The sequence below is a fragment of the uncultured Clostridium sp. genome (assembly GCF_937920395.1).
Lineage (GTDB): Bacteria > Bacillota > Clostridia > Clostridiales > Clostridiaceae > Clostridium_AD.
This window is the reverse complement of record NZ_CALEVF010000018.1, coordinates 1-16613: the sequence shown is the minus strand read 5'-3', so window position 1 is coordinate 16613 and position 16613 is coordinate 1. Positions and strand designations below refer to the sequence as shown.

General features: G+C 27.9%; 15 protein-coding genes and 1 pseudogene. 6 read left to right on the top strand and 10 right to left on the bottom strand.

Going from position 1 to position 16613, the window contains the following annotated elements; genetic code table 11:
* Window positions 1-127: 127 nt before the first annotated feature.
* Complete coding sequence (locus Q0649_RS01105; RefSeq protein WP_298836375.1) at window positions 128-316, bottom strand: SHOCT domain-containing protein; 189 nt, start codon at window positions 314-316, stop codon at window positions 128-130.
* A gap of 211 nt (window positions 317-527) precedes the next feature.
* On the opposite strand from Q0649_RS01105, the gene Q0649_RS01100 reads away from it, so the two are divergent.
* Together Q0649_RS01100 and Q0649_RS01095 are read left to right on the top strand one after the other, a co-directional pair.
* Window positions 528-1517, top strand: a complete 990-nt coding sequence (locus Q0649_RS01100) for a DUF3231 family protein (protein ID WP_298836373.1) — start codon at window positions 528-530, stop codon at window positions 1515-1517.
* A 470-nt stretch (window positions 1518-1987) separates the two neighbouring features.
* On the top strand, window positions 1988-2542 hold the full coding sequence (locus Q0649_RS01095) for a CBO0543 family protein (RefSeq protein ID WP_298836371.1): 555 nt from the start codon (window positions 1988-1990) through the stop codon (window positions 2540-2542).
* A gap of 380 nt (window positions 2543-2922) precedes the next feature.
* Here the strand turns inward: Q0649_RS01095 and Q0649_RS01090 are convergent, their stop codons facing one another.
* Window positions 2923-3189, bottom strand: coding sequence for an aspartyl-phosphate phosphatase Spo0E family protein (locus Q0649_RS01090; protein WP_298836369.1), 267 nt, complete (start codon window positions 3187-3189; stop codon window positions 2923-2925).
* A 1013-nt stretch (window positions 3190-4202) separates the two neighbouring features.
* Between Q0649_RS01090 and Q0649_RS01085 the strand changes: the two genes are divergently transcribed.
* Both Q0649_RS01085 and Q0649_RS01080 read left to right on the top strand, forming a co-directional pair.
* On the top strand, window positions 4203-4658 hold the full coding sequence (locus Q0649_RS01085) for a hypothetical protein (protein ID WP_298836368.1): 456 nt from the start codon (window positions 4203-4205) through the stop codon (window positions 4656-4658).
* 546 nt (window positions 4659-5204) lie between these two features.
* Window positions 5205-6134, top strand: a complete 930-nt coding sequence (locus Q0649_RS01080; RefSeq protein WP_298836366.1) for a hypothetical protein — start codon at window positions 5205-5207, stop codon at window positions 6132-6134.
* Between the two features lie 77 nt (window positions 6135-6211).
* Here Q0649_RS01080 and Q0649_RS01075 read toward each other — a convergent pair whose 3' ends face one another.
* The 4 genes from Q0649_RS01075 to Q0649_RS01060 form a co-directional block, all read right to left on the bottom strand.
* Window positions 6212-6403: a hypothetical protein gene (locus Q0649_RS01075; RefSeq protein ID WP_298836364.1), complete on the bottom strand. Its 192-nt coding sequence runs from the start codon at window positions 6401-6403 to the stop codon at window positions 6212-6214.
* 129 nt (window positions 6404-6532) lie between these two features.
* Window positions 6533-6673 carry an FTR1 family protein gene (locus tag Q0649_RS01070; RefSeq protein WP_298836362.1) on the bottom strand — a complete coding sequence of 47 codons (141 nt, stop codon included), beginning with the start codon at window positions 6671-6673 and terminating at the stop codon, window positions 6533-6535.
* A 489-nt stretch (window positions 6674-7162) separates the two neighbouring features.
* On the bottom strand, window positions 7163-7324 hold the full coding sequence (locus Q0649_RS01065) for a hypothetical protein (RefSeq protein WP_298836360.1): 162 nt from the start codon (window positions 7322-7324) through the stop codon (window positions 7163-7165).
* A gap of 304 nt (window positions 7325-7628) precedes the next feature.
* Window positions 7629-7814, bottom strand: coding sequence for a hypothetical protein (locus Q0649_RS01060; RefSeq protein WP_298836358.1), 186 nt, complete (start codon window positions 7812-7814; stop codon window positions 7629-7631).
* A gap of 310 nt (window positions 7815-8124) precedes the next feature.
* On the opposite strand from Q0649_RS01060, the gene Q0649_RS01055 reads away from it, so the two are divergent.
* On the top strand, window positions 8125-9903 hold the full coding sequence (locus Q0649_RS01055; RefSeq protein ID WP_298836356.1) for a recombinase family protein: 1779 nt from the start codon (window positions 8125-8127) through the stop codon (window positions 9901-9903).
* Here the strand turns inward: Q0649_RS01055 and Q0649_RS01050 are convergent.
* A pseudogene (locus tag Q0649_RS01050) lies at window positions 9814-10602 on the bottom strand (FAD-dependent oxidoreductase); the annotation flags it as partial. The gene Q0649_RS01055 and the pseudogene Q0649_RS01050 overlap by 90 nt on opposite strands.
* Window positions 10599-11594: a sulfide/dihydroorotate dehydrogenase-like FAD/NAD-binding protein gene (locus tag Q0649_RS01045; protein WP_298836354.1), complete on the bottom strand. Its 996-nt coding sequence runs from the start codon at window positions 11592-11594 to the stop codon at window positions 10599-10601. The gene Q0649_RS01045 and the pseudogene Q0649_RS01050, both read right to left, overlap by 4 nt.
* A gap of 331 nt (window positions 11595-11925) precedes the next feature.
* Between Q0649_RS01045 and Q0649_RS01040 the strand changes: the two genes are divergently transcribed.
* Window positions 11926-14244 carry an ATP-dependent Clp protease ATP-binding subunit gene (locus tag Q0649_RS01040; protein WP_298836353.1) on the top strand — a complete coding sequence of 773 codons (2319 nt, stop codon included), beginning with the start codon at window positions 11926-11928 and terminating at the stop codon, window positions 14242-14244.
* Between the two features lie 44 nt (window positions 14245-14288).
* Here Q0649_RS01040 and Q0649_RS01035 read toward each other — a convergent pair whose 3' ends face one another.
* Both Q0649_RS01035 and Q0649_RS01030 read right to left on the bottom strand, forming a co-directional pair.
* Window positions 14289-14948: a phosphatase PAP2 family protein gene (locus Q0649_RS01035; RefSeq protein ID WP_298836351.1), complete on the bottom strand. Its 660-nt coding sequence runs from the start codon at window positions 14946-14948 to the stop codon at window positions 14289-14291.
* Window positions 14949-15273: 325 nt separating this feature from the next.
* Window positions 15274-16398 (bottom strand): D-alanyl-D-alanine carboxypeptidase family protein, encoded by a 1125-nt coding sequence (locus Q0649_RS01030; protein ID WP_298836349.1) that lies wholly within the window; start codon window positions 16396-16398, stop codon window positions 15274-15276.
* Window positions 16399-16613 lie beyond the last annotated feature (215 nt).

Below are 16613 nucleotides of genomic sequence, written 5' to 3'. Positions count from 1 at the left end.
CATAAAAAAATATATTTACATAATTATACTATTAATAATATAATTTCACGGCATTTGTTATGTACCTCTATCTAGCATATATACTCAAAAAAGAAGCCAAATATTTTAGCTCCTTAGTACTGCATACTTATTTTATTAGTTTTCTTAATAATTCTTTCTCCTTAATAGAAAACTCTTCTTCTGTTATAATTCCCTCATCTAGTAATTCTTTATATTTCATAATCTCAGCTGTTACTCTTTGTTGGTTCCACTCTAAGTCCAATAACATCACCTCAGTTATATTGTAGTATATTATTGTTAGTGTTTTTGTAAACATTATTCGTATTTTTATTGCGTGGGCCTTTATATACCAGTCCTCTCTAGTTTACTATATTTTAATAAAAGGTATTAAAAAAATATATAAGAGTAAATTATTTATAAATGGGTTAAATTAATATAGATGTATTGAAATTTCAGGATAAAATTAAGAAGACACATTTGTATTTATAAAAACTATATTATAAATTATAATAGAAAGAAGGATTTAAATGACAACTGAAGCTAAAATACAATTAACTTCATCAGAAATTGGTACACTATGGATGACTTATCTATTAACATCGTCAAGGTTAATAGCGTATGATTATTTTAAAATTAAAACTATAGATAAAGAGGCTCAAAACATATTAAGTTCTTATATTACCGAAGTACAAAATGATAAAAATAAAATTGTGGATATATTTAAAAATGAAGGAGCAGTTATTCCAATAGGATTTAATGAACATGATGAGATGAAAGAATCATCTACACTATATGATGACTTTTTTCATATAAGCTCTCTTCGAGAAGCGATGAAATTGAGTCTTGGACGTAGTGCTGTATACATAACTACATCATATATGAAAGAAGTTAATGATGTGTTTAAGCTAACCTACGATATTTCTAATAAATATTATATGATCACTACAAACTATCTATTAGGAAAAGGAGTGCTCTCAAGGTCACCATATGTAACTATGCCAAAGCAAGTAACATTTATTGAAGATAACAATTACATGAGTGGAATTAATCCTCTTTCTGATAAACGTTCATTAAATACGATTGAAGTTGGTTTTATTAATGAAGCTATAGAAGCTAATATTTGGGCAATGCATTTGTTGACGGGATTTGTACAAGTTTTAAAAGGTGAAGTTAAAAAATACTTAACAGAAGGTAAAGAATTAACAAAAAAAATTATTTCTGAATTAAGTGCTGTGTTATTACAAAGTGATATTCAGCCTCCAAGTACATGGGCTGGTAAAGTTACAGATTCTATTCAGCCACCTTTTTCTGAAAAACTTATGATGTATTTAAACAGTCTAATAGCTACTACAGCATTAGGTACATCTTTTAGTATGAGAAAGGATTTACCTCTTAAACTTGGAATTATTTCAAAGGATATATTTAAGTATTCAAAAAAAAGATCAAAAATAATGATTAAATACAAATGGTTGGAAGAACCGCCTCAAATGGAAGACAGAAATCAGATTACAAAATAACTACAAATACAATAATGCTACATTCATTGATTAACATAGTATTAAGATAAACTTCATATATAATCACCTCACATTATATATATAATTCCACACATATAAGTAATATTATTTAATTTAATATAAATATTTACTGCTGTGAAAAATAAGTGGTACGTGTGTTAGTATATCAATATTTAGTAAGTCATTTCTTTTGGTAACTGGGGTTCGTTTGTAGTATACCTCAAACAATAATAAACCAATACCTTCAAAAGTGGCATTTGTTGTAAAAGTTTATTTATTCTATAGTTACGTCACAAAAGCCAGACCAAATAATTGCTTAAAAACATATAAGAGTAGGATATTTATAAATGGGTAAAATTAATATATGTGTTGAGATTTCTGAATATAATCGTTAAGGCACATTTGTATTTATAACAAGAATATTTATCATCTAACTACCTATATTACTGGAGTTGAAAGGTTGATTAATTATGAATTGGAGCGCCCTTTTAAATAAATCAGACAGTTTGTATGGAAAATTATATAATACTCATGTAGAGTTTTTTGACTTTTGGAAAAGTAATATCCTATTTACTTGGAGATGGTGGATAGCAGTATTATTTATTGTTTTACCATGGATTATTTGGTTATTTATTAGAAAAAAAGAAAGCACAGACAGATTGTTATATGTAGCATTGTTTGTTATGGTATTTTCTTCGGCTTTGGATGATATTGGTTTAACAATGAATTTATGGAATTACCCTACAATTGTATTCCCATTAATGCCAGAATTTATTACATTTGATGTTAGTGTGTTACCTGTCACTACTATGATTTTTATACAATATTTTCCTAAAATGAGTCCTTATATTAAAGCAGTAATATATTCTGTAAGTAGTTCTTTTATATTTGAACCTTTAAATGTTAAGCTTGGATTTTATGTAAAGATACACTGGGAGTACTATTACTCTGTACCTATAATGATTTTAATATATTTAATCGCAAACTATTTAGCATCCAATGATAAATTTGCTAAATTGAAATAATTAATATATTTTTTACTTTATTTTGTGTAAACCTTTGTCATTATTTGGTAAAATTATAATGTGAATTTACCAAATATATATTATCATTTAAATTCAGAGCTTATAAAGGGGGCAAGATAATGAATGAAAATATTGAATTACTTAGAAAGTAATAATTTAACTGATAGCAACGTTATGATATTAATCCAAAAACTGGGCAAGCTTATTTTTAAGCAACAGTTATTTAACATTCAATAATAAATTATTAATAATATCGCATCTAAATTCTTATGGAGGTTATTTTTTTACATTTAATTATCTATAAAGTGATACTTGTTTTAAATATGAATATAGTAAATAAAGTTAATTTAACGGTATTTGTTGTATATTTAGTTTATTATTTATCTTAATAACTCTTTTTCCTTAATAGAAAACTCTTCTTTTGTTATAATTTTTTCATCTAATAATTTTTTATATTTCATAATTTCATCTGTTACGTTTTGTTGTTGGTCACAGAGATGCTGCCTACTCGCTACCGAAAAATAATAATTAAGAATTAGCTTATCCAATTCACAATTTAAAAAAACAACTTCAGAATCGACAAGGTTTTCAGTTACTTCTATTAACTTTTCTAGCTTATTTCTAAGTAATTCTATTTTATCATCCATAATTACTCCTTGCTTATCCTATATTCTTACTATAATTATTTATGCTATTTCAATCTAAAATAATTAGGAGGCTAAAAAAAACTTAACCTCTACTTAGTCTACTTTGCCATTGATTACAACGTTTGCTACGAAGGAGGTACTTTCAATCAACTTAGTTAAATTTAACTTATTTTTCTTTTTTATTGCTTTTTTTATAACATTTTCAATAACTTCATCAAGTTTATCTGAAATCTTTAAGGCGACATATTTTACAGGTTCAACATATCCCCGTTAATTTTTTATTTTTAACTTCCGATTATAGACAGTACGTGAAGTTAATCTATTAACTGCTATAATCCGTTATATTTACATACTTCAACTTTACATACTTCAACAAATATTCATAATTATCCTTTATATTTTGTAGAAAAAAGTAAAAGTTTCCTATATATTACTAGAGAATTTCTTTTGCTAATTTACGAAACTAGTTATTATTTTATAATTAGCAAATATATCATCAAAAAAAAAGGACATTAGACCCAATTACTTTTTAATGGAGGACTTCCTTCATTCTTTTAATTTAAAAAAATTAAGTATGTTAATATCTCTTTAACTATAAGTAAATTTACTAATAGTCTTTGTCTTTGGACATCAAGAGGTGTAATCATGATTTCTTATATTAGCACAATAAGATACTTGAGCATTCCTCCACTTACTCCTAAAGTTTATAAACTAAATATTTCCGTGATTGTTTAAAATCAGCATAAAAGTTAACACTCAAATTACTATACAGAGCTTATACTTTTAATGTCTATATCGACAGAATAAATCAAATATCAAAATGCCTAGCGTGCTGTTAATCCACAGTTTGAAAGAGGGTAGTCAATCTGAATGACTACCCTTTTATTAAATAAATTATAGTTATAGCTTTTTAAGGAATATGGAATTTAGGTAAAGAATCCCGTAAAGGCACAAGTCGTAATCTATTAAACCCATATGAAATATTAGCTTATCCTTATGAAAATGCAATATTAATGCTTAAAGGTCAAAAGACTTTAAAGGTAGATAAACTAGATTATGAAAATTATGAAGAAAGTGAGGTATTAAAAAAGATACAAATAAGTGATTCTACGCCAAAATTGGCAAAAATGTTTCAAGAGGAACCAGAAGAACCACCAATATTTGAACAAGGAGCAGAAGAGCCTTTAGAAGAAGCTTCAACAAATGAGTCCGAAGATTATATTGATGTTGAATCAACAGACTTTAACGAAAAAGAAGAAAATATAAATATGGAAAAACCTCATTCAATTAAAAATCAAAAGACCATCCAAAATGTCGAGGGCCAGGATATTAAAAAGAATAATCATGAAATATACATTGACATGTTTGTCGATGTGGTAAAATATACTGTAGAAAAGCCTATTGTAAAAGATAAACCTAAAAATGAAGAAAAACCTAACGTAGTAGATAAACCTGAAAAGAAAGAATAACTCAAAAATAAACCTAATACCAGTTGAGAAAGAATAAAAGCAACTGATGTTTTAGATTTTTGTAATATCAAATAATTTTTAAATGAGGAAGCCAAGTGGCTTCCTTTTAATTTTATATAACTAATATTGTAATTTTGATATAAAACGTAAATATTTATATTAATATGCTCTATAAAAATAGCTAAAATGTATTATATCTTGTGTTTAGGCCATTTTAAACTATCTGTCTATAAACAATATGTTATATATTACTATATTTCAACTCTGTGTACAAGCTTTTTTAAAAAATAAATAATAAATAAAATATATTTAAAAAAGTACTCAAAAGTGAATAATTTTCCAGTGTGCCCGTTACCATACTATATTAGAAGATCAAAAAAATAAAAATAAAAATATAAATTGAAAAGGAGAAAAGGCAATGAAAGAAATGGTAAATGATATATTTGCAAGTAGACAATCCAAAAAAATCAACAGTTTAGAACTAATAATTAGAAATTTGTTAGTAATTTGTTAGTAATTAATAAAAAGAAAGAAGGAGATATATAAATGATTATAATTACTGAGCGTGATAGAGATTTCTTAATGCGAGTAAATGAAACTGGTGCTTGTAATACCAGGATGTTATTTGAATGCTATCCAAGGCGATATGCAAAAGACCGGATTGAAAAAATGGGAATAGAAAAAATAGTAAATAGGAAGTATGGGCTTATAATGATTGGCGTTGAGGGAAAAAACTATTTAGAAAGTATAGAAGTGGTGCCAAAGATTGTAGCTACACTTTCAACCGTAGCTCAAAGAAAATTGGCAAGGGTACTAGAACTAAAGTACTTATTACCAAATATGAAAATTGGAACATCTGCCAATTATAAAAAAGAAAATAAATTAAATAGAGGAATGCTATTTATAGCTGTTGCCACCACAAATAACAATATAAATTATTTGGTATACGATATACCAAAAACAATAACCGCTGAAACAAAAATACAAATTTTAAAAGAGTTAAAGAATAAAAAAAATGTAATAACTAATGCACTTATATTTACTAGGAATAAAGACTTTGTCCAAATATTATCTACGAATAATGTGTATATAAGTGAATTATTAGTGATGCCCCCAAGCACTGTTTGCATGAAGATTCTAAATGCAATGGGTGAAGGCGACTTTGATAGAAAAGTAATTGGTGCTGCCTTCCCAGAATTACTAGAAAACAAAGTATTTAATAAAAAACAAAATAAATACATGGTAGGAGCCAATACCTATATTAACTTAGTACTAAATAATGTAAGTGCAATAAACATGTTAAGTAGCTTAGATATATTAGCAATCCAAAACAATAATTTATCCAATCAAGTTTACATACTTGTATGTTTGGATAACCAACATATTTTCTTATCTAGCACAATAGAAAAACTAAACTTTAAAAAATTAATTATAGAATACAAAACTATTGCTCCTGGTCAAACTTCTTTCTATTAAATATTTGTGTGTATGGGCATAAATTAATTGATTAAAATAAAAGTTTATCAAACAGATGCTATTTGTTCGATAAGCTTTTATAGATTTATACTCATTACAGTAAAGAATGATTTAAGTGCAAGATGATGTGTTCCTCTATAAAGCATATATTCTAAAATAGCTGCCACACCAAATTCCAATATACTTCTACCTACAGTTGAACCATGACTTAAAGCAACCTGTATCTGCCGTTTTAGTCCTCCACTGACATTCCCACCCTGTCGTTTCATTCAAATTGCCATCCATGTGAGCATAATTACGGCAACAATCTTAAGTACTCCTTCTAAGCTGGCTAGAAACCCTTCTATTTGCTTCTTCCACAATATGAAAAAAGATTCCCAACGCTGCAAGTAAACTTATTAATGCAACCACACTGCTCCAAGCCACACTTTTCCTGTTTCCTTCGTCTGTCCTAGTTGTTTAAGATATAACATAATAATTGTGAGAACAACTGCAATTTCTACACCTTCGCGCAAGATAATAATGAACACATTAAACATATTTTCATCCTTTCTCGGTGTAATCAGTATGACAATGAATGAATTTTGATCTATTTTATATTATACATTTTTTTATATACGATGCTTTTTTATTATGAATATTGGAATTCTAATAGAATGATACTATAATTTCATTAGCCCTATTGGTTAAGACTTTATTTCATGCTCAATTCCTTATAATATTGATTCTAAGCTACTTTCATCAATTAGTTACATAATTATGTCTCACAATATTTAATGATTATATTGGGTAAATATATGATGTTATGACTCTTTCTCAAAATATAAAAAGTAGTACATACTATGGACACCATCAATGATTAAAAAATCTATTTTAAATGTTTGTTTGACTTGTTTTGTTTTTGCTCCTAACAAAGCACTGTTTTCTATATTTGCTTCTAACTGTAATATTTCTCTTGTTAAAATTGTTTTTTCACATTTTTCTATTATATTAATAAAATTTTTAATTATTGCATTTTCTATTTGCTATTAGACTATGTTTACTTTTTTCTCTAAAGCTGAAATTAAATAACCAAGCTCATCAATTGATAACATCTCAGCTACAATTTCAGATAATATTTTTGTATATTTTCTTTCTAATATTCTTTTATCCTGTGGAAATATTAAAGTTACTGTATATTTAGTTTTCATAAATTCCCCCTATGTTTTCCTTTCTCTATTTTTCTGTTTTTTATTTCGTATGCTATGTATAGTAACGGCGGCATCCGAAAAGTATACACTAATTTATAATATTTTTTAATTATTTTTAATTCTTTAATTATTATCAATTTTATAAAATTCACACCTAATTGAATATGTTGTACTAATTAGATTAAAAAGAAAGTACATAAGCATTTTCAAAATAAATAAGCCCTCTATTCTAGAGGGCAATTATTATTATGAATACACTTAATATTTCTATAACACCAAGTTGAGTTATAATTTTCAGTTAAATTTAACTACGCAATATGTTTTGTTGTTGAAATATGTTTTCATTTTTCTCCAAATCTGAAATTAAATACCCAAGCTCATCAACAGATAACATCTCTGTTACAATATCAACTAAAACTTCTGAATATTTTCTTTCTAATATTGTTTTGTCCTTAGGAAGTATTAAGGTTACTGTATATTCAGTTTTCATAAAAAACCTCCCAAACTATTCAGTATATAATATTCTTGGGAAATTACTTTTGTTACATTATTTTAAAAGTATTGATGTATAACCTTATGACCGTTAATATTTTAAAAATGAGTTCCCATATTGTACCTAATTACTAGTTGTTTAATGAGATGCCAACAGTTATAATTTATACAGGATATACTTATATGATTTAGATGAAATAATGAATGCCACATGAACCTCAACTAATTTTAAATAGTGATATTCCAAAAGTCTAAAATATATAAAATAGTTAAGTTAGATCTTCAAAATATAGAAGGAGGAGATAATTATGCAAAAAGTAGCTATATACAGCAGAAAATCTAAGTTCACCGGCAAAGGTGATTCCATAGAAAATCAAATAGAAATGTGCAAAGAATATATTACAAGAAATCTAGGAAAAAACGTTGAATATATTATTTACGAAGATGAGGGCTTTAGTGGCAGCACATTAAATAGGCCTAAATTTTTAAAATTGATGCAGGATGTAAAATCGAAAAAAATTAATGTTTTAGCTTGTTATCGACTGGATCGTATAAGCAGAAATGTTGCAGATTTCTCTTCAACCCTAGAAATATTAAAAAGTAATAATGTTGACTTTATTAGCATAAGTGAGCAATTTGACACTTCATCTCCTATGGGTAAGGCCATGATATACATAGCTTCTGTTTTTGCGCAGTTAGAGCGTGAAACTATCGCTGAAAGAGTAAAAGATAATATGTTGGAAATTGCTAAAAATGGTAAATGGACAGGTGGGCGGATACCACTCGGTTTTACCTCTGAGAAAATAAAATATGCTGATGAAATGGGATTACAAAGAGAGATAACCACACTTGTAATAAATGAAATTGAAATGAAATTTGTTAAATTCCTATATGAAAAATATTTAGAACTAGGTAGCTTGCATAAACTTGAATGTTACATTACTGAAAATAATTTGAAATCGAGAAATAATATTTTATTTGAGAAGACAAGTTTAAAAATTATACTTCAAAATCCTGTTTATGTAAAAGCTAACAATTTGGTAATTGAACATTTAAAAACAACAAACTGGATTGTTTATGGTGAAGCTGATAATGTACATTCTCTACTAACCTATAACAAAACTCAACAGTCCGTAGTAAATGGTAAATATGTTAAGACACTTAAAAATAAAGGGGAACGTCTTGCAGCAGTTAGTAATATAAAAGGGGCAATTGATCCAGATTTATGGTTACAGGTTCAAAATCAATTTGAAGATAATAAAGATAAGTTTCCAAGGTTAGGTAAAACAAATAATGCTTTATTAACAGGAAAACTTAAATGTGGTGTATGCAAGGAATATATGCTAATCCAACATGGACGAATTTCTAAAACCACTGGTAAAAAATTATTTTATTATATGTGTTCTTTAAAAAGAAAATCTCATAAAAAATGTTGCAATAATTCTAATGCTAAAGCCGCAGATTTAGAAAATCTAGTTCTTCTTAGTTTAAAAAAGTTAAGTACTACTAAGCAGGTATTTATTGATGATCTAAAAGCTAAATACAATTCAGTTCTTAAGGATACTGAAAAAGTTGATGAAAAAGTTGCATTAAATAAATTACTCTCTGAAAAAAAGAAACAAATTTCTGGGTTAATCACCGAACTTTCAAAAGAAGAAGATGAATATATGAAAGGTCTAATCCGCATTGAAATTAATCCGTTGAAAAACGAATGCATTAAAATCGAAGGTAAAATAATTGCTTCTGATAATAAAATTAAAAAAGAAAAGGTAGATAAAATCAATCTACATTTAATAGAAAATGTATTAAATGAATGTGGAATGATAGATACTTTACCAAAAGAAAGACAAAAACAAATTATAGACACATTAATAGAAAGTGTCTATTGGTATAGTATTGATAAAAATAAAGCTAAAATTGAAATCAAATTTATTGGTACTGACGGAGATGATACTGAGAAAGTAGAATTAGATGAATCAATGTTGCAGTTGAAGACACCTAGCATCCCCTGTATCAAGCAAGATCATATTTTCCGCAAACTCTTTGAGTGCATATTGCTGACATACTTTCATTTTAAGTTTATCTAAATTAACATCTTCCTCTGGTACTTTTAAAATGACTACGCCCTTCTCATTAAGCTCCTTCATAACCTCATCCCCTAAAGAAGACTTAGCTAGTTTACATGAGCCACTGAATGCTCCATATACATCTTCTTCCCTTTCACCTTTTAAATCTTCAATACCAGCTCTATAGCTTATGCTTACCCTAGGTCCAAATGCTGGACACCTTAACACACACATCGAGCACCCATTACCATACTTTAAGCAGTTACCCATTGGCCCCGTTGACCCTGTAGTTTCTATAAATACATCTGCCGCTACATAAGTGCCATCTGATAAATATATTCCTTTTATTTTGTTTCCTTCTTTTTCAACATCTACTACCCTAGTTATCATGTTTAATTCTATATTCATATCTTTTAAACACTCAACGACTGCTGGTTCAATTTTATTTACGTCATAAAACCAAGCATTTTTATGTGCAGGAAATTCTACATTTTTATGTCTACTATTCTCATCGGTTACATGAATTAAATCACCTGCCCCAAGTGCTATCAATTCTTCTGCCGCAGTATATCTTCCATTATTTCTCATTATACCACCTGCATTTCCAAGGCCTAAAAGCATATCAGTTTTCTCATATAATGAGACCTGCGCTCCTGCTTTTTTTGCCGTGATTGCTGCCATACATCCAGACCATCCACCACCAATTATAATTACCTTCAAAATTTTCTCCTCCCTTCTAATACATATTTAGGTTCTGTCTGCATTTTGCAGAGCCTTCTTAATTTAAGATCGTTATTCGTTCTTGTGCAACAACCACACACTCCTTCTCCACAACACATTTTTGCATTGTTACAACAAGAATATTTAATATTTTTGTCTATTTGTTCTACGTTCTTCATCAATTCATAATTTAAAATATCTACAGCATCACAATGAACTAAAATAATATCATTATTTATAATTATTTCTTTTAATAAATCATTAAATTTCTCTGTCATTATGCCATTTGCAGCTATTGTGCTACATTCTATAACCCTTGATGCATATTTATCTATATAATCATTTGCAAAGCTATTTTTATATGGCGAATTATCAATCACAACTATAACTTCATTATTATTTGATTTCAAATATTTGAGTACAGGTATCATAGGTGCCTGACCTATTCCTCTCGCTACAATTAAGCACTTACTATCTTTAATTTTATATATGTTTTTTAATCCTAAAGTACCATTCCAGAAAGGTCCTTTTATAAGAAGTTCCTCCCCTATCTTGAGCTTATCTAATGCTTTAGTCTTAGACCCCTTTAGTTCTATTGCAATAGTAATAGTATTATTTGTAGTATCTGTATCCATTATAGATATTGGTGTATCAAACCTAGCTTCTGCACCCGGCCTTCGAGCAAAAATATAACTTCCAACATGGACCAATTCGCTCACCAATTTATCACTTGCACAAACAGTAAGTATAATAATTTTTTCCTCAAATCTATTTTTCTCTAATATTTTGCAATTATAATTTTTTCTACTTTCTTTAGCTTTGTAACCATTCGTTGCATACTCTTGATAAATACATACTCCATTAAAGTTGCAGCAGTCACAAAAATCCTTTCCTGCTAATTGTGAACATAATATACAATCTCCTGTTTCAGCAAGATGACATGGACAATATTCACTTCCTACATCAATACAGTCGTAGGGCTCATAACTCATAATATAACCTCCTTAAGCACTATCATATTAAAATATGTAAACTTACAAATAAATGTGCATATTAAATATATCTATCTATTAATATTTTTGTAACACTGATGTTAAACCTACATACTATAATATATTAAGATTAAAAAAGCTAATAATTTACTATTTTGAAAGAGGAATATATGTATGAAGATAGAATAAAATAGAGAGTGCTATTTTAAAGTAATAAATAATTATATTTGATAATGAAAAGTAAACAATCAGAATATATTGAACAATTTATGTTAAAAAATGATATACTATAATAATATTCAATACAACATAAAATATGGAGATGATTTAAATGAAGTTATGTGAAATATGCAAAAAAAATATAGCAATGATATTAACATCAAAGATCGAAAATGGTAAAACTGAAACTATAGGATTATGTATAGAATGTGCAAAAAAAAGAGGCATTCCAGTCATGGATCAATTAATGCAGCAAGCTGGATTGTCCTCAGAGGATATTGAAAGCTTAAATGAACAAATGGGTACCATGTTTAATGACATGAATTTAGAAGATATTAACACTGATAATTTAAATACACTAAATAAGAACATTAAAAATGGAGAAGAAAAAAATATTATTGGTAACATTTTTAATGAATTATTTTCTTCTGTCGATAAAGGTAATGATTTTGCAGACGGTGATGTTGAACCTTCCCCAAAAATCAAAAATGCTTCCGATGATAAATCAAAAAAGAACTGGTTTAAGAAGAAGAGAAAACATTTAGATACATATGGGATAAACTTAACAGATAAAGCAAAGCAAAACGGTGTAGACAAAGTTATTGGGAGATATAAAGAAATTGATCGTGTAGTTCAAATATTAAATAGACGAGGTAAAAATAATCCTATATTAATTGGCGAAGCCGGTGTAGGGAAAACAGCAATCGCTGAAGGCCTTGCTGTAAGAATTGTAGAAAAACAAGTCCCAGAAAAATTATTTAATGCTGAAGTTTATTTACTTGACCTAACAGCTGTTGTTGCAGGCACACAATTTAGAGGACAATTTGAAAGCCGTATGAAATCAATTATTGAAGAGGCTAAAGAAAATGGGAATATAATATTGGTTATTGACGAAGTACACAATATTATGGGTGCCGGTGAAGTTCAGGGCGGCGCAATGAATGCAGCTAACATCTTAAAACCTGCTTTAGCAAAAGGAGAAATACAAGTTATTGGGGTGACAACTCTTGAGGAATATAGAAAATATATAGAAAAAGATGCAGCACTAGAGCGAAGGTTTCAACCAGTTCTAGTTGAGGAACCTTCTATAGCTGAAACAATAGAAATTTTAAAAGGAATACGAGGCTACTATGAGGATTATCATAAAGTCAAAATTTCAGATGAGGTAATCGAAGAGGTTGTAACTTTATCTGAGAGGTATATAACGGATAGATTTTTGCCAGATAAAGCAATTGACGTAATTGATGAGGCTGGTTCTAGAGCAAATTTAAAGAATAAAGGACTAATTGAACTGTTAGGACTCAAAAAAGAATCAATTAGGATTCAAACAGAAAAAAATGAAGCAGAAGCTACTGGAAATTTTGAAAAAGCTGCTGAATATAGAACTAAATTATGCAAAGTAAAAGAGGATATTAGTACAACTCAAAAAATATGTGGTGAAGTTGAAATTACCCTAGAGGATATTGCTTTCGTTATTGAATCGTGGACTAAAATTCCAATCCAAAAAATTACAGAGAAAGAAGCTAAAAAACTATTAAATCTTGAAAGCAATCTTCACAAACGTGTTATTGGTCAAAATGAAGCCATTAAAAGTTTGTCTAGAGCAATAAGACGAAATCGTTCAGGCTTTAGAAAAAAGAAAAAACCATCTTCTTTCATTTTTGTTGGGCCAACTGGTGTTGGGAAAACAGAACTAGTTAAAACCCTTTCCTGTGAGCTTTTTGGAAGCGATGATGCACTAATAAGAATTGATATGTCTGAATATATGGAAAAACATACAGTATCAAAATTAATTGGTGCACCACCAGGTTATGTGGGATATGATCAAGGTGGACAATTAACTGAAAAAGTAAGAAGAAAACCATATTCAGTAATTCTACTAGATGAAATAGAGAAAGCTCATCCAGATGTATTTAATATGTTACTTCAAATTCTTGATGATGGAATACTAACAGATAGTCAAGGTCGCACTGTATTCTTTGAAAATACTGTAATAATAATGACTTCAAATGCAGGAACTGAATTTAAATCAAGTAACATCGGCTTTGTTAAAGGCGATTATGGTGTATTACAGGCCCGTGTAAATGATTCATTAAAGGAAACATTTAAACCAGAATTTTTAAATAGAGTAGATGAAATCATTGTATTTACACCTCTTGAAAAGAAAGAACTTAGAAAAATTGTTGATTTAATGATTAAGGAAGTAGTTGAAGAGGTAGGTGAAAAGAATATTAAACTTAATGTTTCGAAAGCTGTAGCTGACTTTATATTAGAAAAAGGATATGATGATAAATATGGAGCAAGACCACTAAGACGAACTATTCAAAAATATATTGAAGATGAAATTGCAGAGCACTATCTACAAAATGAATTTACCGAGGGTTCAACTATATCTGTAGAACTAAAAGATGATAAGATAGTTATAGTATAAAAGCTAAAAGCTACTGAAGAATTTTCAGTAGCTTTTAGCTTTTATTATTGTTCAATTTCTTGTTTATCCAAATTAAATGTTTTTGATGAAATATAAATATCATACTGAAGTTCTAAATAAATAACTAAATCATAAATCGTGCTACATAAAAACATTGCAAAAAATATATCCATTATCACATGTTGTTTTACGAATTCAGTAGATATAATAATAAGAAATCCTATTATATTAACCGGAATTTTAATTGACTTACTAGCATTAGTAGCATTAATCCCCTTAACAGCCAAGTACGCTGTAATAACATGAATGCTTGGGAAACAATTATATGGTTCATCTGAATTATAGGTAAATAAAATCATCTTTGACAATATATCATTACCAGTAACTATAGGCCTTATAACTGTAGTTTGAAAAAAGTAATACGTAATAAAAGCAACAACATAACATAGAAATAAAGTAATCATAATTTTATAATAAACCTTTCTATTTTTAAAGCATAAATAAACAAAACAGAATGCCAAAAAGAACCATAAAGTCATGTAAGGTATTATGAAAATTTTTATAAGTGGCAACGATCTATCCAAATCTGTAGTTAGATTATAAACACCTCTATGAGTACTATTTAATGTCCAATAAAACAAATTAGAAAAAGGAACAGAACCTATTAATACTAACGGTAATAATTTTTTAAAAAGATTTTTCAAATAATCAGTCCTTTCTTCAAAGACTATTTTAACGGATAATTACAATTCTTTCAATGATTTTACAAAAATAAAATTATAAATTTTATATAACTAATATAAAAACAATTCGATATTAATATATTAATAGATTATATTTTATAATGTGATTTATCGATATGGGTTTAAGAGTTATATAAGCCGCCTAGTAGTCTAGAATAATATGTGTTATAAGATATGCCTAATGTGGACTTCTTCTTCTTAAACTAACTGTAAACATGTCAAATACAGCATTGTAAATATATATATAGAAAACTTTAATAAAAAAAGAGTCAAATATAACTCTTTTTTATTGAAAAATAAATTTTTTAATTTTATCAAATTTAATTTTAAAATTATTTTTACTTTTAACACTGTCATTTGACATCAAGCTTTCTGTCAATAAAAGCTTATCATTTGCATATACATCTACTCTTCCAATTTTATCGCCATAATTTACTGGTGCATAAACTTGATATAAGGGTTTTTTAACTTTCACTTCTATTTTCTGATCATTCTTAACTGGAATTATAATATCTCTCTTACTAACTATTTCTACATTCTTATTACCATTTTTCAAAATCAGTTTTCCTAAAATCTCTCCTTTACTTACCACTTTTTTGTATTTATATGTTTTTTCAATATAATTATTTATCTTTTCAGTCTCTTTCCACCTTGGGGTACAATTTAGCGTAATAATAATAATATCCCTGTTTTGAATTTTGACAGAAGTTACAAGGCATTTACCTGCTTTTCCTGTGAATCCAGTTTTAACTCCTGTTGAATTAGACAAGAGAGACAAAATTTTATTAATATTATGATAACTTCTAGTAAAATTATGTTCCTCTGCAATAACATCTTTTGAACCTACTATATCATTAAAAGTTTTAACTTCCTTAGCCTTTGCAGTTATTAAAGCTAGATCGTATGCCGTTGAATAGTGATTAGCACTATCTAATCCATGGGGCGATTCAAAATTACTGTTTAATAACCCGATTTCTAAGGCATACTCATTCATAAGCTTTAAAAATTCATCAACACTTCCGCTCACACCCTCAGCAATTGCAATTGCTGCATCATTTCCTGATCTCATCAAAAGTCCATATAATAGTTCTTTTAAAGTTATCTCCTCTCCTTCTTTTAACCCTATTTCGGATCCACGTATATTTGCTGCCTTTTTTGATATAATTATTTTCTTGTTCAGATCTCCACATTTAATTGCAACAAGTGCAGTTATTATCTTTGTAGTACTTGCGATTTCAATAGGTTTATATGCATTTTTCTCATATAACACAACTTTTGAATCACAATCTAATGCTATAGAACTTATTGCATTAATATTTAGATCATCAGCATAAACACTTTGAACTAATACTGTTAATAATAAAATCATACTTAAAGATAACGATAAATACACTTTAGATTTTTTTGTCATGATTTCACCTCTTTTAATTTTTCATAACTTTAAAATATTTTTTATGTTTATACAACATTACAATTTATTGATTTTTTTATTGATTATTGAGCATAATAACTATTATTGGATAAATTGGGAGGTTGTAATGTTTAAATTTATAATAGTGTTTCTTTTTGTATTAACAATTATATTATTTCCAATCCATTTAAAAATAACTCTTAAATACACAAACA

Excerpts from the sequence above, each read along its gene's own strand:
- Q0649_RS01105 (WP_298836375.1), bottom strand. The coding sequence starts at position 316 with ATGTTTACAAAAACACTAACAATAATATACTACAATATAACTGAGGTG.
- Q0649_RS01100 (WP_298836373.1), top strand. The coding sequence starts at position 528 with ATGACAACTGAAGCTAAAATACAATTAACTTCATCAGAAATTGGTACA.
- Q0649_RS01095 (WP_298836371.1), top strand. The coding sequence starts at position 1,988 with ATGAATTGGAGCGCCCTTTTAAATAAATCAGACAGTTTGTATGGAAAA.
- Q0649_RS01090 (WP_298836369.1), bottom strand. The coding sequence starts at position 3,189 with ATGGATGATAAAATAGAATTACTTAGAAATAAGCTAGAAAAGTTAATA.
- Q0649_RS01085 (WP_298836368.1), top strand. The coding sequence starts at position 4,203 with ATGCTTAAAGGTCAAAAGACTTTAAAGGTAGATAAACTAGATTATGAA.
- Q0649_RS01080 (WP_298836366.1), top strand. The coding sequence starts at position 5,205 with ATGATTATAATTACTGAGCGTGATAGAGATTTCTTAATGCGAGTAAAT.
- Q0649_RS01075 (WP_298836364.1), bottom strand. The coding sequence starts at position 6,403 with ATGAAACGACAGGGTGGGAATGTCAGTGGAGGACTAAAACGGCAGATA.
- Q0649_RS01070 (WP_298836362.1), bottom strand. The coding sequence starts at position 6,673 with ATGTTTAATGTGTTCATTATTATCTTGCGCGAAGGTGTAGAAATTGCA.
- Q0649_RS01065 (WP_298836360.1), bottom strand. The coding sequence starts at position 7,324 with ATGAAAACTAAATATACAGTAACTTTAATATTTCCACAGGATAAAAGA.
- Q0649_RS01060 (WP_298836358.1), bottom strand. The coding sequence starts at position 7,814 with ATGAAAACTGAATATACAGTAACCTTAATACTTCCTAAGGACAAAACA.
- Q0649_RS01055 (WP_298836356.1), top strand. The coding sequence starts at position 8,125 with ATGCAAAAAGTAGCTATATACAGCAGAAAATCTAAGTTCACCGGCAAA.
- Q0649_RS01045 (WP_298836354.1), bottom strand. The coding sequence starts at position 11,594 with ATGAGTTATGAGCCCTACGACTGTATTGATGTAGGAAGTGAATATTGT.
- Q0649_RS01040 (WP_298836353.1), top strand. The coding sequence starts at position 11,926 with ATGAAGTTATGTGAAATATGCAAAAAAAATATAGCAATGATATTAACA.
- Q0649_RS01030 (WP_298836349.1), bottom strand. The coding sequence starts at position 16,398 with ATGACAAAAAAATCTAAAGTGTATTTATCGTTATCTTTAAGTATGATT.